Origin of the sequence: Neobacillus sp. 19, from assembly GCF_049463095.1 — a bacterium.
In the GTDB taxonomy this organism is placed as follows: Bacteria; Bacillota; Bacilli; order Bacillales; family Cytobacillaceae; genus Neobacillus.
The window spans coordinates 14,439-30,021 of the sequence record NZ_JBMPZU010000005.1; the positions used below are offsets into that span (position 1 = coordinate 14,439).

Sequence of the window (15,583 nt, forward strand, 5' to 3'; positions counted from 1 at the left end):
AGAAAATACATTATGGGAATGAGAATTATGGTTTTCAATAGTTTATCAATATTTCCTTGGCTTGTTGGTTAGATATTGGAAACACTAGGTATAAAGACTAAAGGATAATAGTAGGATTTATTTTCTTTTTCTATCTCTTAAAATACATAGAGGGAGGTAGATTCATATGTTCAAAAGAATAATCATCCTTGGGGTACTCTCCTTAGTTTTAATCGCCTTAGTTTTACTTAGAAGCCATACAGCTGCTCCTGTTAACAATCCAAATACGAAAAGCAACGATACCTCCGAATATACTACCGTAGAATATAAAATCAGCGAAATCAAAGGCAATCAGTACTACGGAACAAGTAATGACGGGACAGGGATCATATTTTCTACTGAAAACATCGTTTCGGACAAGGAAATAGAAGTCGATGATATAGTCATCTGCTATTTTGAAAAAGGGAATTTAGGGAAAGGTCTAGTAAAAGTAAAAAAGAAATAATATTTTGAGCTGCCACTTATTTAGAACGTCCTGTATCCTTGTATCGTGTTGGCCATCCTTAATAAATGATACCTTTGATTTAATGACCAACATTATATGGGGTAAAAAATAACGGCTAGATTAGCAGAATAAAATATGTTCTGCACAACCTAGCCGATTTGTACTATAATATTGTTTTTTCTTAAACTTCCTTATAATAGGTGCGGTTTTTTGCATCATTGATACTATCAGCTCATTTGAGCGTTCATCGCTTCCCATTCTTCTTTGCTAGGACCATATACACCAGGAACCTTCAAGCCAGCTTGTCTCATAAGAACAGTCAATTGTCCGCGATGATGGGCCTGATGTTGAATAAGCAGACGGAAAACAGCTTGAACTGGCATGTCCATTCCAAATAAATTCACCATATTGTTCATTTCTGCATCTGTTACCTGTTCAGAAAATGCTTGTGTCAACCGCTGACTCACTGTTTTGTAGGTCTCGCTGATTTCAGCAGCTGATTTAGGTGTTTCTTTTTGAAGATTAGGACTCTCGAATTTTACTCCTATCTGTGAAGGAAAGTAGTAAACGGATCCAGTAATGTGCCAAGCTACGCTTCCAATGCTGTATAATCCAGGAGAAACCTCTTGATTCAACGATTCATCTGTCAGCCCATCCAGCACTTTCTGGGTAACTGCTGCTTCTTGTTTCCATTCGTTTAAGAAATCATTTACTGATGTAAACATTCCATTCCCTCCTTAAATTTGCAAATCCTTCATTTTTTCAAACAAAACTTTCCTATTCATTTTATCATGCCCAGTAAAACTATTCACTTTTCTCAAATGCTATTTCATTAAGTTTCCTTATAAAGGGAATATTTGCTCAATTTCTTGAAGCTCTGCAGCAGTTAATTGAATCTGTAACGTTTTAAGATTATGGAGTACCTGGTCAGCACGCTTTGCACCTGGAATAATGACATCGATGCATGGACGGGACAAATACCAAGCAAGAATTACTTGGGAAACTTCCGCACCCTTAGTCGCTGCAATTTGACGAACCCGCTCAATCTTTTCCAAGTTTTTTTTCGAAAACACCTGCTTGGAATTGCGGTCTTTTTCGATTCATTTCACTAATTTCAGTTTCTTGATTATATTTACCTGTTAACAACCCGGAAGCTAAGGGGTAAAACGGTACAAAGGAAATTTGTTGTTCCGTTACGTATGGGAATAACTCTTTCTCTGCATCGCGGTTGATCAAGTTATACTCCCCTTGATAAACATCCACATAGCCATCTTTATTCGCTTCTTTTAATTGCTTAAGGGAAAAATTTGACACTCCGATGGCTCTAATCTTCCCTTCATCCTTTAATTGCTTTAATGCTCCAACCGCTTCGTCTTTAGGTGTATCATCGTCGGGAAAATGAATATAGAATAAATCTATATAATCCGTTTGAAGCCGTTTTAAACTCTCTTCAACGGCTTGTTTTAGAAAAGCTGGTGAGTTATTTAAGACCATTTCATTTCCGTTTAATTGATGTGCTGCCTTGGAAGCAATCACTATCTCTGAGCGATTTCCCCGTTCTTTCACAATTTCCCCAATTATTTCTTCTGATCGCCCCAAACCGTAGACATAGGCTGTGTCTAGGAAATTAATCCCTTGCTCCAGACCCGTTCGGACCAATTCCCTTCCCGCTTCTTCATCAAGATTTGGAAAAAGGTTATGTCTCCCAACGGCATTGGTTCCAAGTCCAATCGGATTTACATATAAATCCGTCTTACCAATTTGAATATGTTTGGCCATCAACTTTCATCTCCCTTATTTTACTAATTTGATGATAACAAAATTTAAGGAGAGAAAACAAAGTTCATGCATTCTATTTATTATCCGTTAATCAACTTACTACGTTACGAAATGAGGTAGTGAAGGAACAAATATCGGTCGGAATGATTAAAAAAAAAGACCGAACATGCTGCTACATGTCCAGTTCAGCAAAAGACGGTTCTCTCAAGGGAGGTAGACTAGGATAGTAAATACAGCCCAACCAGTATTGGTAAATAAAGTGTAAGAAGACCCTTATCTTGAAATAAGGGCCTTATTTATATGTTTTATTCCGATTCTATAGGCGGAAATCGCCGTCTAATTAAGCTTTTTTGAATAATAATAAATTTAGCGAAATTATTCCGTCTATTTTTTGAGTTTGGATCTTAATTAGTTTTGGCGACCCTTGTTTCCTCTGTAACTTTTAGATATTCTAAGACCCGCTGGGCGATAAGTTTATAGCCCTTGGTGTTAGGATGGAATTGATCTTCTGCTAATAAATTCATCGTGGAATTAGTAAATAGATCTTCTGTGGGAACGAAGCTCACATTCTCATATTCTTCTGTCAATAATTTTCCTGCCTCATTCCAATTATCAATGATCATGTCTAATTCTTTAATGTTTGCGAATTGACTTTCAAAAGGATTATAAAACCCGATTAAATAAATATGGGCATCTGGGTTCAATTCTTTCAATCTATTCAATATGGCTGTTAATCGTTCAGTATATGCCACTCTTTCTACTTGGAAAGGCTCTAGCGTAAGGTTTGTAAAATTACTTCTTAAGACTTTCATAATATCATTGGCGCCAATTGTGATTAAAACAATATCAGCCTTTGATATAGCAGTGGCAATTTCTTTATTTTCCAGCCGCTTTAGTAATTGATCCGACCGGTTTCCCTTTTTACCGAAATTTTCTATTTTAATATTAAGGTTGTGATCCTCAAACGTGTGATTAAGGATCCCGACATATCCACCGCTCTTTGTTTCATCTCCTACACCTTCCGTGAGTGAGTCTCCGATTGCAACCATCTTTTGATCTTTTTCGAAGAAATCAACGACACCATCCACTACTTCCCTTACCTTTTCCTTGATTTTATCGGTGAATGGTTTAGGACTATCCTGCTTAATGGAAGGATCTTCTACTGGTTTCTCTTCTCCTTTAGAAGCAACTTCCTTGGTATTTTCCACTTGTTCAGATTCAACTGACGCGACGGTTGTAACTGTTTTAAGGCCATCATGATTTCGATCTATAAGAAAAATAGAAGGAAGAATACACATAATGAATAGACCCATAATCATGATGATTACTTTTTTTCTTTTCAAACTTCATCACACCTATTAGTATCGGAAGATTTTAATCTAAGATACCATTCTTTATTTCATATAGTTTATTCATTTTATCATACAGGGCAACATTATTTAAGACCACAAATTTTGTCATCAAGATTCAAGAAACTAGACTTGGAAGTATAGCTCTCCTCACGGTCGATGACTTGAATTCCTTGACGCTCAGCCTTGTATCGAATCATTTCAATGAAAGTTGCATACGGAATTTTATTGAAGAAATGTATAGTGGGATCACTTGAACATATTGAAACAGAAAAACAAAAATACAGCTTATATCCCCATATCTTTATCTAGGGGTTTTACGCTGCTTTTTGATAAAAATGTTTTTTTGATCTACTCTGGTCGTTCATCCAGGTTGTCATACCAAACAAGCGGACCAAGGTGACCGAACTTACCTACCGCCTCCTCCATTAACTGGTGTGCCTCTTCATATGCGGAGGCAGATAAAATATCCAATTCATGATACCCCATATTTCCATAGTTATAGACAAGCAGAAACCCATCTGTCTCCCAAAGCTCTAGTCGAAACACATGCCAATGGTTCGTCACTTTCAATTGAATCCCTGTGATGAATGTTTTCTCCCCCAGCCGTTGATATGCAAATTCCGCTGTCCCTCCTTTATAAGACCTCCCCTCCTCAAATACAAGTGGGTAACCTTTCGTATAAAGGTGTTCCATCCCTTCCAAGGTTTCGAGATTTGTCTCCCTTTTTGTGGCCACAATCACAGGAGACAGCCTTTCTACTCCTATTTCATGGTATACGATAGTACCACTGTCATCCCATTGAATATGGAGACCCGCATCCTGAAGCACATTCGCCCACCTTCCGAGATCTGCGGAATTTTTCAATTGTTCACAAGAGAGATACAATCCATCCTCCGTTAACAAACGATGGACTATTTCTAAATAACGACTGTCACCATAGGTTGGATTCTCCTTCAAGTACGCTAGAAGTGACCAATAGTTTGAAATCATGATAGGCCCCATAATCTCATGAAAGGTCCGTGCAGAAATGATTAAATCAAAAGAATTCAGGGGAAAGTGCTCAGATACCTCCATAAAATCCATTTGGTAAAAACTCACGTTGTTCAGTCCTTGCTTTATTGCCAACTCCCGAGCACATCGAATCCCATTTCCACACAGGTCGATCCCTACAATCTCGGCATCTGGGAACATGGTGGCGTACCTGCAAGACAGCAACCCATTATCACAGCCAATTTCCAAAATCCGTTTCGGCTTTAAATAAGTTTGCTGACTGACCCAATTGAGCAAGGACTGATGGAAATTCATCGTCCATGATTCTACTGCCAAACTGAAGGGCAGTGTTCGGTTTTTCACTTCATAAATATTCCCTTTTAATTTACGGTCCATAATGGGTTGGAGTTCCTTAGCTAAGAAGGGATCGACCTCGGTTACATGCTTCCAGAAGTCCTCTTTGGTTTGGCATTCCTTGATACCCAGTGACTTAAAATAGGCAGAGAAACTTTGTGATTTTAATTTGGTATTTGCAAACATAGTATTATCTCCAGTTTAGGCGTATTTATTTTGCTTAACAGGACCAAAACCTACTAGTAAGTGCTATTATCTGGTACTAATTATAGCATAAAAAAAGCTTTACTCCTTAGTGAAGTAAAGAAAAAAGTGTTTAGCGATTAAATGAAATTCTCTAATGCCTTTGGAGGTTAAACAAATATTGTTAATCCGAAAGGTTAAACGCTAGCAAAAGCCTTGGGAAGAATTCACTCACGAATGAGAGAGGAATAATGGTAATAATTCAGCACTAACTTACTTCATCACCTTGTCACTAGAAAGTGCATGTTTAAACTGTTCAATTAGGATAGGAACGATTTCAAATGCATCGCCAACAATTCCATAATGACAGTTCTGAAAAATAGGAGCTTCTTTGTCCTTATTAATGGCAATGATTAAACCAGAATTTTTCATTCCCACAATATGTTGAATCGCGCCAGAAATCCCGATCGCAAAATAAATCTTTGGCGTTACCGTCACACCGGTTTGCCCTACTTGATGGGGGTGGTCAATCCAACCCGCTTCCACCACATCCCTGCTCGCACCAACAGCTCCTCCAAGCGTTTCAGCCAAATGGTGTATTAACTGAAATCCCTCGTAGCTACCTAAGCCTTTTCCGCCAGCCACAACGATGTCCGCTTCGTCGATTCTGACCTTCTTAACCGTTTCCTTTACAATTTCCAAAACTTTTGTCCGGATATCTTCTTCCTTTAATGAGACGGTTTCTTCGACGACCTTGCCTATTCTCCCCACCTCTGGGGGCAGCGCCTTCATGACTTTGGCGCGTACGGTCGCCATTTGCGGCCTGTATTTTTTACATAAAATGGTCGCCATAATATTTCCGCCAAACGCCGGCCTACTCGCAAGGAGTAACCCCGTTTCCTCTTCTACATCCAGCTCCGTCGTATCCGCCGTCAACCCTGTCGGCAAATCGGTGGCCACTGCGCTTGCCAGGTCTTTTCCTGTTGAGGTGGCCCCGTAGAGAATAATTTCCGGTTTATATTTATCACTGCACTCTAACAGCGCCTTCATGTAGGTTTCAGTCCTGTAATGCTTAAAGAGAGGTTGATCATAGACATACACGGTATCTGCTCCATATTCAAACACGGTCTTTGTTAAAGGTTTAACATGTTCCCCGATAAGAATACCCGCTAGTTCCACACCTCGTTTATCAGCTAATTTCCTACCAGCACCTAATAATTCAAGGGATACAGAGGCAACCTCTCCATCCTTTTGTTCAATAAAGACCCAAACACCTTTGTAATCGTTAAAATCCAATTACATTCCCTCCTTACTTTCAAACAGCTCCTTCTTTTCAAGCAGGATCTGAAGCAATTGCTCTACTTGTGCTGCCGGGTTGCCTTCAAGGAATGTTCCCCCTGCCGGTTTTTGCGGAGCCCATACTTTGGAAACAATGGTTGGTGATCCCTTTAAACCAAGCTGTTTGATATCTACATCTTCAAGGTCATCAACAGACCAGATATGTGGTTTGTATCTGGCAGCTTTGAGCATGTTCGGCATCGGGGAATATGGCACGTCATTAATAGTTTTTTCAACAGAAAATAAACACGGCAAGGTGGATTGGACGACTTCATATCCATCCTCCAGCTTGCGATGTACAACGGCATATCCTTCTTCTAGGTTGATAGCCACGACTTTGTTCACAGAAGTGAGTGGTGGTATATCGAGCCTTCTAGCTATTCCGGGTCCGACTTGCCCGGTATCTCCATCGATGGACATTTTTCCGCAAATGATCAAATCGACGGGTCTGGTTTTTGCAATTTTTTCAATCGCCTTTGTCACGGCATAGCTCGTTGCCAATGTATCGGCACCCGCAAACCGGCGATCCGTAATTAAATACCCCTCATCCGCGCCTATTTCAATACATTTCTTTATAGCGGACACCGCTGGAGGTGGTCCCATCGTGACAACCGATACCGTCCCACCATATCGTTGTTTTAAACGAACGGCCTCTTCAACTGCATGAGCATCATACGGATTCAAAATCGCAGGCGCTGTCCTCCGATCCATCGTGTTAGTTTTTGGATTCATCTTAATAATTTTAGTGTCAGGCACTTGCTTGATACAGGCTACAATATGAAACATTAAACCCCTCCCATCTAACTTAAAAAGCCCATGGTTTCTTTATTACCGCCATACGAAACTTTCCAGATATTTTACAACTAAAAGACGTGTTACACCCGTCTATATCTACTTTATTATGGGAGATGTCCTTACATGCGAGTTTTCTGACAAAAATCCACGAATTAAAGTGCTATTAGAGAATGTAACTGTTCGTCGCTATAGTGCTATATCATTTATTATGTAAAAATAAAAAATCCCCGAACCAAATTAGGTTCGAGGATTTGTCGCTTTCCGTTCAAAATGATAATGTAAACGGGATTCACAGATTTCTTTTGTCCAGAAAAAGAGAATTTCTTCATCTTTTATCAATACATCCAGGTTTAAAGTAATCATGTATTTTTCTTAAAAATTGTTAATGAAAATTCATGTTTCTAATAATTGGGGATATTTTTCTCTTGTCTTTTGAGAAATTAATATAGAAGCGATTTTATTGGCAAAATCCAATCTCCTTTCAAAGGACCAACCCTTTCGGCTAGCATAAAGATACCCCATATCAAAAGTATCTCCAGCTCCTGTCGTATCAACGACTGGTACTTTGTATCCTTTTGCCGTGTGTAATTCTCCTCCAACAAAAACAGCTGCTCCCTTTTCTCCAAGTTTTACCACGACTTCATCGCAATATTGGCCAACAATTTTAACAGCTTTTTTCCAGTCTAGTTCATTTGTTAAATGACAAATCTCAGTTTCATTTAATAAACAAACATCCACATATTTTATAAGCTTTAAAGTATTCTTTCTTGTTTCAACTTTCCAGCCATGTGGGTCCCATGAAGGATCAAAGTATATCTTCTTTCCTAATCTTTTTTGCTCAATAGCAACCTCTAAAGCATCTATCACTGTAAATTTAGGGAGTAGGAAATTCCCGCAAATAAGAACCTCTTTGTTGTCAGAAAGTAAACCCTTTTTTTCGTTATACATATCTAAGCCGAATTCATCGTGGGCACCAGATACTGAGACAATGGCCCTTGAACCATTTTTATGAACCATGACAAAACTCGTGGGGGTTTGACTGCCTTTTAATGTTACAATCCCACTTGTTTCAATGCCAAGCTGATCTAATTGATCCAGCAAAAACCTGCCATCCTGGTCTTCTCCGACGGAAGAAAGAATTACGGGACGGAGCCCAAGTGAATGTAAGGCAAGGGCCATATATCCAGCAGTTCCTGCAACACGTTTTTCGATGCCTTGAGCCATTACTTCAGTATCCCATTTCGGCTGCTCTTCTAGACCACCAATAACAATGTCTAAGTTAAAATTTCCTACTATTCCTACTGGACTCATTATAACTCCTCCATCTTTTCGAAATACTTTGGCATATGTTTGCTACTTGTATTAGTCGATACACCAAGCTTCTTTATTTCGGGTGAGGAGAATATGGCTTTTCCCTTCACCCAATCCAAGTTGATATCAAAGTCTCGAAAACTATTTTTCTAAAAATCACTAAAATTAAATTTCAATATAGTTACGTTCTGCTTCATACAATTCATCAAACATAGCTTTGATTTCCCCTAAAGAACAAACAGCTGCAGTCAGTGGATCCACCATCAAAGCATGCATCGCCATTTCTTTATCTTTGGTAAGAGCTGCATCCACCGCAAGCTCAAAGAACGCCTGATTGCTTCGGCATAAAGCCGCTAAATGCTCCGGTAAACGGCCAAATCGGGTTGGATGCACCCCATTTCGGTCAACCAAGCAGGCCACTTCTACGACACCGTCCGGTTTCAAGTTTTCAATTAAACCTTGATTCAACACATTCCCATAGATCACTTTAGGTTCATTTTTCACCATACCTTCAATAATCACTGCTGCATATTCATCACTGGATTCCAGTTTAATTTCAAGCTCACCAGTCAGCTTTCTTCTTATTTCCTCGTCGTTTTCTTTCCGCCATGTTGGCCAGCTATTGGCATAAAATCCGGTCCCTCCGTTGTACCCAGTACTACAGTGCTTATCTATTAAATCCTGTCTCTTACGATAATAAGGAATATACTCGGAGAAATGTCCGCTGGACTCAGATACAAAAGCCCCCAGGTACTGCATTGCATCAAATTTAACAGGATCTTTGGCAAGCAGCTCAGGATCCTTCATTTTATCTCTTAATACAGGATACATATCTTTACCATTGTGTGCCAGTTCAACAAACCATGACATATGGTTAATTCCGCCGGCTCTCCATTTTAATTCCTCATATGGAATGCCTAAATATCTTGCTAAATCGTTAGAAGTATTTTGGATGGAATGACAAAGACCTACAACTGGGATAGTTGTCACCTTCGTTGTGGCAAGGGTGACAGCTGACATTGGGTTTGTATAGTTTAGTATAGTTGTATTTGGTGCAAGTTCTTCAATATCCTTTACAATCGCAAGCCAGGCAGGAAGTGTACGCAATGTTTTGAACAACCCTCCAGGTCCTAATGTATCTCCAATACACTGCTTCACACCATATTTTAGAGGAATTTCATATTCCAACTTAACAGTATGTAATCCTGCTACTTCAATTTGATTGATGACAAAATCTGAATCCGCAATTACCTTTCTTCGGTCAGTCGAGCCAATGACAGACCATTTTTTCCCTGTCTTTTCGATAATTTTTTCAACAAGCTGATGGGCGATTTCCAAACGCTCCGCATCAATATCGACAAGGGCGATAATGCCTTCATCCAACCCCTTGATGGTTAGAATATCCACAACGATGTTTTGAGTAAACTCACTGCCTGCACCGATAATACTTATTTTTAACATGATGATTTCCCTCCCTATTTTATCTTTTTTCCGTATTTATTTACAAAGATTGTCGTATATAACGCTTAAGTATGCTTATTTGAAGCCTGTTAAAGCCAGCCCTTTTACGAACTGCTTTTGGAAGATTAGGAATACAATAAACACAGGAATCATGATTAGGACTGACGCGGACATGACGATATTATAGTTGGTCACATGTGACCCGTTAAAAAAGACCAGCGCCAAAGGCAAAGTCATTTTCTCTTCATCATTTAAGACAATTAATGGCCAGACGTAATTATTCCAAGCGGCCATAAATGTAAATATCGCTAAGGCGGATAGCATCGGTCTGACGAGTGGGAGAATGATTCGATAGAAAATGAAATATTCACCAGCTCCATCAATCCGGGCAGATTCTATCAAATCATAAGGCAGTTCCTGAATGGCTTGCCTTGCCAGGAATACCCCGAATGCACTGACCAAGCTTGGTAGGATCACTGCGGAAAGTTGATCAATCAAACCTAATTTATAAATAATTAAATACGTAGGAATCATCAGAATTTGTGGTGGAATCATCATCGTGGCAATCACCACAAGAAAGATCATTTGTTTCCCGGCAAAACGAAACTTGGCAAAAATATAACCTGATAACGCACTTGAGAATACAGTTGCAACGGTAATAATCGTGGCTGTAAATAAACTATTAAATAACCAGCGTACAAACGGTGCATCTTGGAAAACGGTTTTATATCCTTCAAATGTAACCTTATGAGGAAGAATAGAGGTAGACGAAATAATCTCTAAATTCCCCTTAAGCGAGGAGAGTACCATCCATAGATATGGGATAATCATTATGAAGGATGCGATGCTTAGAAAAGTAATCATTAAAATATAAGGAAAACTAATTTTTTTGCCTCTTCTCATAAAGCACCCCTCCTTAATACTCCCACTGGCTTCTGCCGACACGCAGCTGAATGAGCGAGATTAGTAGAATAATAACCAGCAAAACCGTGGCCATCGCTGAGGCATACCCCATTCTCGAATAGCTGAAAGCAGTTTTATAAATGCTTAAAGAGAGTACATTGGTCGCACCGCTCGGACCGCCTTTGGTCATAATCTGGAATTGTGCAAACATCTGGAAATAGGAAATGACAGTCATAATTAATATAAAGAGCGATGTACGTTGAAGCAGCGGCAGCGTAATATGCCTGAATTTCTGAAAACCATTGGCGCCGTCCAGTTCTGCCGCTTCGTAAAACACCTTTGGAATAGCATCCAAACCCGCCATAAAAATAATAATGTTATAGGCAACATCTGCCCAAAGCGTCAAAATAATTACGGAAATCATCGCCATTTTTGCGTCTGTCAGCCAGCCAACATTTTCATACCCGAAATAAGCTAAAATCATGTTAAACAGCCCATCATTTCCGCTTCGAAGCATGGTAGACCAAATTAATGAAGCAGCAGATAACGGGGCAATAGCCGGTAAGAAAAACAGAGTTCGAAACGTATTTCTTAAAAAGCGATTTCTCACTCGATTGATCATGCTTGCAATTGGCAGTGTGATTAAAATATTTGCTGGTACCGCAACGAACACGAAAATCAATGTCGCCTTCAAGGAGGTAATAAAGACTGGATCTTTCCATAATTCAGTATAGTTTTTCAGTGCGATGAAGGGCGAACGGTCTGCTAAAGGATCATATTGATAGAAAGAGAGAATGATCCCCCATATAATGGGTATAACCATGAAAACAATAAAAAGAAGCAGAATCGGTGTCAAAGACATGATAATGAATCGTCGTTCCTGAATATTCCTTTTGGGTTTTTTTTGCTTGGATTGATATGACACTGGCTTGGCCATTTCCTGTTTTATCTCCACGAGTTCAACCCCCTCCTTGGATGATTTGCCCCTTCCCTAGGGAAGGGGGCAAATCATTATTGTTCGTCGAGCATCTTGTTAATATTTGTTTCAAGCTTCTTCAGGCCGTCTTCGACAGAAGTCTTATTCTCACACATCTCGATGAATGCAGCGTTTATTTCATCCCACATGTAGTCACGATCACCGATTGGACCAATGTATTTTCCATATTCAAGGACACTTAGAGGCGTTTGCATCATCGGTGCAGCTTTAATAAAGTCTTGCCCTTGCGCCACTGATTTTTGGGCAGGAACGGTATGAGAAGGAAGGTTCCATGCCAATGCATTTTCAGGTTGGCTTACAAATTCCAGAAACTTAAGTACTGCTTCTTTATGCTTCGTTTTCTTATTACCAACGATTCCCCATCCTGATTCAGCAGCGAAGGCTGGTGGATTGCTTGTGAAGGATGGAATCGGCACATAGTCAAAATTGTCGACTTGATAAGTGGTCTCTGCGGCAGGCATAACCCATGGACCTCTCATCGTCATCGCTGATTCTCCCTTAAAGAAGTAGTCGGAGCTGTCCAAATCATGATTCATTTCTGTATAATCAGCCACTTTATAATCCCTGGCTAATGTAACCATTTCATTCATAGCTTTGATCGCTTCTGGTGAATGGAAGTTAATGTGGCCATTTGAATCCCAGTAGTCCCCACCTTGTTGTAAAATCATCGATAAGAACAAGAAAGTGACAGAGTCATAGGAGGTGAAATCAAAGCCTTTTACCTTGATGTTCTTTCCATCCATAACCGTTAATTTTTTTGCCGCTGCCACTAATTCATCCCAAGTTTTCGGATACTCTAATCCGGCATCCTTGAACATATCCGGATAAGCAAGCATGGAACCATTTTCAATATTGTACTCAAGCGGAACACCATAAACCTTTCCATCTTTTAAGTAACCGCCAAGCGGTGCTTCATAGAAATCATTTTTAATTTGGTCTCCATTAGGGATTTCGAGCAATAAATCATTTTTAGTGTACTGAGGCACCCAGGTTCCGAACATTTCAGCAATATCCGGACCGTTGCTGGCACTGAATGATGCTTTTAGCTTATTGATGTATTCATCATAAGGAAAGTTTTGAAACTTTATTTTGATGTCTGGATGCGCGTCTTCAAACGCTTTTACCAATTGTTTATCTGCCTCTTCAATCCCTGTATCTTTATGTGACCACATGACTAACGTTATCTTTCCTGAATCCGTTCCCCCAGAGGTGCTATTGCTGCAAGCTGTTACAATTGACATAATGAGTAAAACCGAGAGTACCATTGCGAACGCTTTTTTATACTTCACAAAATCTCCTCCTTAAATTTTACTTACAATTGAAAATGAGTTTGGGGTAAATTTACAACCATCCACCTCCCCCTTTCACGTCGAAACATTATCATTTTTTAGAAATTGTGAGTGAAAAGAGCGAATCCATATTAACCAGAGCTGAAAGCCCTTTCAAATATTTCAAAAATAAAAAAACAGATAACCCTCCCCTGCTTTAAATATGTGATCATAGGCATGTATTTCCTGCTTTTTCTATGTTGATTGACGAATACACAATTTATAAGGAAGAAGAATTCTCATTGGCATCACATATCTTTCTTCCATATAATCAAATAGCACATTAGCAGCCATCTCGCCCATTTCAATTTTAGGAATATGGATGGTGGATAGTGGCGGCGCGGTGTATTTTGAAATTTCAATATTATCAAAGCCAAAAAACGCAAGATCTTCTGGAATTTTCAACCCCTTATCGGCGGCGGCCCGCATCGCCGATATGGCCATAACATCACTGGCAATAAACATGGCTGTCGGTAAGTCATCCTTTTGTTCATCAATAAACCGGCTCATTAACTTATAGCAATTTTCGATCTGCCATTCCGCATTGATAATCCTGTTTGGATTGATTTCTATTCCTGCATTAAGGTGTGCATCTCTATATCCTCTGAAACGTTTTTCTCTAGTGATGTCTCCCGATATGCCAACACCACCTATAAACCCAATTTTTTGGTGCCCTTTTGAAAGTAAATGCTCAACCGCTGCCTTTGAGGCATGCTGACGGTCTGTACTCACCGTCGGGATTGTCACATCATTCACATCAATTCCAACAACTATTCTCGAATTATCTTTTATTACTTTATATAAATCACGGATAATACTTCCAACAAGGATAATCCCGTCTACTTTTGTTTCGGTAATAAATTTTTTTAACAATTCAGGATCGCGAAGTTCATCAATGGTATGTACAAAAGAAAGTGAACTTTTCCTTTTAGATAGAGCAGATTCAATCCCTTTAAGAATTTCTGTAAAATAAGGATAGGAAAACTGAGCATACGGCACCGAAATAATACAGCCAATTTTCCCGATTGTCTGGCTTCCTTCCCTGCTCCCTTTTACCAGCTTCTGTGCCCATGCATTGGGCCGATATTCGAGCGCTTCGGCCACTTCTAATATTTTATTCCTAGTTGCTTCACCAACTGATCGACTTGTATCGTTATTTAGTACTCTTGACACCGTTGAGATGGATACTCCTACTTGATCTGCTATATTTTTTAGAGTTACCAAGCACTCACCCTCTTTCCATTACTATCTATCAAGTTAATTAGCCAAAAATCAAACTCGCAGCCAAACTTTTAGCCAAACGTTTTCTCTATTATGTTAACCCTTGTTGTTTCAATAGTCAACACAAAGTACGAAATATTCAAAAAATAATTAATTTTCAACCTAACCATCTAAAAATAACACTCTATTTATCTAATATTGTTTTTGAAGGCCCAAATTACCGAATGCTGACCGTATTGTCTGTCCAAAATTTGACAGGTGCAATGACCATATATTGTCTCATTTTAGAGAAAGGAAAAGACGCCTCCCCTAGTGTATATCTGCACCAACAGAAATAAGGGAGACGTCCTACAAATCAACTATATGATTTTTGTATCTTATAAAAATAGCAGTTTTGAGGGCTTTAGGCCGAAAAAAACTGCAAGATTTATTCGAGAACCCAACCGGGTTCTCGAACTGGCCTATTGTCTACTTGACTGTCGTCGAACCAATTAAGTTTGCTCCAAGGGAAGTATTCCAAATATCGTGATTCGCAAACTGTATACTACGCCTGTTAGTGCTAGTTTCTTTAGGATCATTGATCTTCAAGTAAATATCATAGTCACCAGCAGGCACAGAACCAAAAGAGCTCATCTTAATTGAGAAGTTTAAATCACGGTATGCTGCGGTATTGCTTGCCCTGCTGTCCAAATCTGGCCGCCAATCCCTTGCGTCAAGGTTCGTAAGTGCTGTGTAAGTGTTAGAACCATCTTTGGCTTTCAGAATGACCGATACATTTTTCTTGTTTACTACATTACCAAAGCCGACGTTTTGGATCTTCCCTTCGAACCTCAGGGTACCATTCCGCACTACCCATTTACTTGCATTAGCCTCACGCAATACTAACCGGTAGCCCAATCTGTCACGCATATATTCCATTCCGCTTCTGCCGTCATATACCGGGTCAAAAATTGCTGTTCGAGTCACTCAATTGAAGCGGCGCACGAAACGCGAAAGCGTTTCACGATAAATGCGAAAACGCCTATCTAGGTTGTTGGGTTTGGGGTGCCGCACAATCGGCTTGATAACGGTACCAAGTGTACATAAA

General features: G+C 39.6%; 14 protein-coding genes and 1 pseudogene. 1 reads left to right on the plus strand and 14 read right to left on the minus strand.

Annotated features, from left to right (window positions below):
- Positions 1–166: 166 nt before the first annotated feature.
- Positions 167–484 carry a hypothetical protein gene (locus ACO1D1_RS00945; RefSeq protein ID WP_423334624.1) on the plus strand — a complete coding sequence of 106 codons (318 nt, stop codon included), beginning with the start codon at positions 167–169 and terminating at the stop codon, positions 482–484.
- A gap of 227 nt (positions 485–711) precedes the next feature.
- Here the strand turns inward: ACO1D1_RS00945 and ACO1D1_RS00950 are convergent, their stop codons facing one another.
- The 14 genes and pseudogenes from ACO1D1_RS00950 to ACO1D1_RS01015 form a co-directional block, all read right to left on the minus strand.
- A complete protein-coding gene (locus ACO1D1_RS00950) occupies positions 712–1,209 on the minus strand; it encodes a DinB family protein (RefSeq protein WP_423334625.1) in 498 nt (165 codons plus the stop codon).
- A gap of 117 nt (positions 1,210–1,326) precedes the next feature.
- Positions 1,327–2,263 (minus strand): annotated as a pseudogene (locus ACO1D1_RS00955) (aldo/keto reductase).
- Between the two features lie 404 nt (positions 2,264–2,667).
- Positions 2,668–3,606 carry an SGNH/GDSL hydrolase family protein gene (locus ACO1D1_RS00960; RefSeq protein ID WP_423334626.1) on the minus strand — a complete coding sequence of 313 codons (939 nt, stop codon included), beginning with the start codon at positions 3,604–3,606 and terminating at the stop codon, positions 2,668–2,670.
- Positions 3,607–3,698: 92 nt separating this feature from the next.
- Positions 3,699–3,920: a zinc ribbon domain-containing protein gene (locus tag ACO1D1_RS00965; RefSeq protein ID WP_423334638.1), complete on the minus strand. Its 222-nt coding sequence runs from the start codon at positions 3,918–3,920 to the stop codon at positions 3,699–3,701.
- 43 nt (positions 3,921–3,963) lie between these two features.
- On the minus strand, positions 3,964–5,145 hold the full coding sequence (locus tag ACO1D1_RS00970) for a class I SAM-dependent methyltransferase (RefSeq protein ID WP_423334627.1): 1,182 nt from the start codon (positions 5,143–5,145) through the stop codon (positions 3,964–3,966).
- Between the two features lie 270 nt (positions 5,146–5,415).
- On the minus strand, positions 5,416–6,438 hold the full coding sequence (locus tag ACO1D1_RS00975; protein ID WP_423334628.1) for an electron transfer flavoprotein subunit alpha/FixB family protein: 1,023 nt from the start codon (positions 6,436–6,438) through the stop codon (positions 5,416–5,418).
- Positions 6,439–7,266, minus strand: coding sequence for an electron transfer flavoprotein subunit beta/FixA family protein (locus tag ACO1D1_RS00980; protein WP_423334629.1), 828 nt, complete (start codon positions 7,264–7,266; stop codon positions 6,439–6,441).
- A 402-nt stretch (positions 7,267–7,668) separates the two neighbouring features.
- Positions 7,669–8,586 (minus strand): carbohydrate kinase family protein, encoded by a 918-nt coding sequence (locus ACO1D1_RS00985; RefSeq protein WP_423334630.1) that lies wholly within the window; start codon positions 8,584–8,586, stop codon positions 7,669–7,671.
- 165 nt (positions 8,587–8,751) lie between these two features.
- Positions 8,752–10,047: an alpha-galactosidase gene (gene melA, locus ACO1D1_RS00990; RefSeq protein ID WP_423334631.1), complete on the minus strand. Its 1,296-nt coding sequence runs from the start codon at positions 10,045–10,047 to the stop codon at positions 8,752–8,754.
- Positions 10,048–10,122: 75 nt separating this feature from the next.
- The gene (locus ACO1D1_RS00995) at positions 10,123–10,950 is read right to left on the minus strand and encodes a carbohydrate ABC transporter permease (protein WP_423334632.1); all 828 of its coding nucleotides are present in this window, start codon (positions 10,948–10,950) and stop codon (positions 10,123–10,125) included.
- Between the two features lie 13 nt (positions 10,951–10,963).
- Positions 10,964–11,905 (minus strand): carbohydrate ABC transporter permease, encoded by a 942-nt coding sequence (locus ACO1D1_RS01000; RefSeq protein WP_423334633.1) that lies wholly within the window; start codon positions 11,903–11,905, stop codon positions 10,964–10,966.
- A 56-nt stretch (positions 11,906–11,961) separates the two neighbouring features.
- On the minus strand, positions 11,962–13,236 hold the full coding sequence (locus ACO1D1_RS01005; protein ID WP_423334634.1) for an ABC transporter substrate-binding protein: 1,275 nt from the start codon (positions 13,234–13,236) through the stop codon (positions 11,962–11,964).
- Positions 13,237–13,470: 234 nt separating this feature from the next.
- Complete coding sequence (locus tag ACO1D1_RS01010) at positions 13,471–14,499, minus strand: LacI family DNA-binding transcriptional regulator (protein ID WP_423334635.1); 1,029 nt, start codon at positions 14,497–14,499, stop codon at positions 13,471–13,473.
- Between the two features lie 465 nt (positions 14,500–14,964).
- Positions 14,965–15,462 carry a DUF4832 domain-containing protein gene (locus ACO1D1_RS01015; protein WP_423334636.1) on the minus strand — a complete coding sequence of 166 codons (498 nt, stop codon included), beginning with the start codon at positions 15,460–15,462 and terminating at the stop codon, positions 14,965–14,967.
- Between the last annotated feature and the right edge of the window lie 121 nt (positions 15,463–15,583).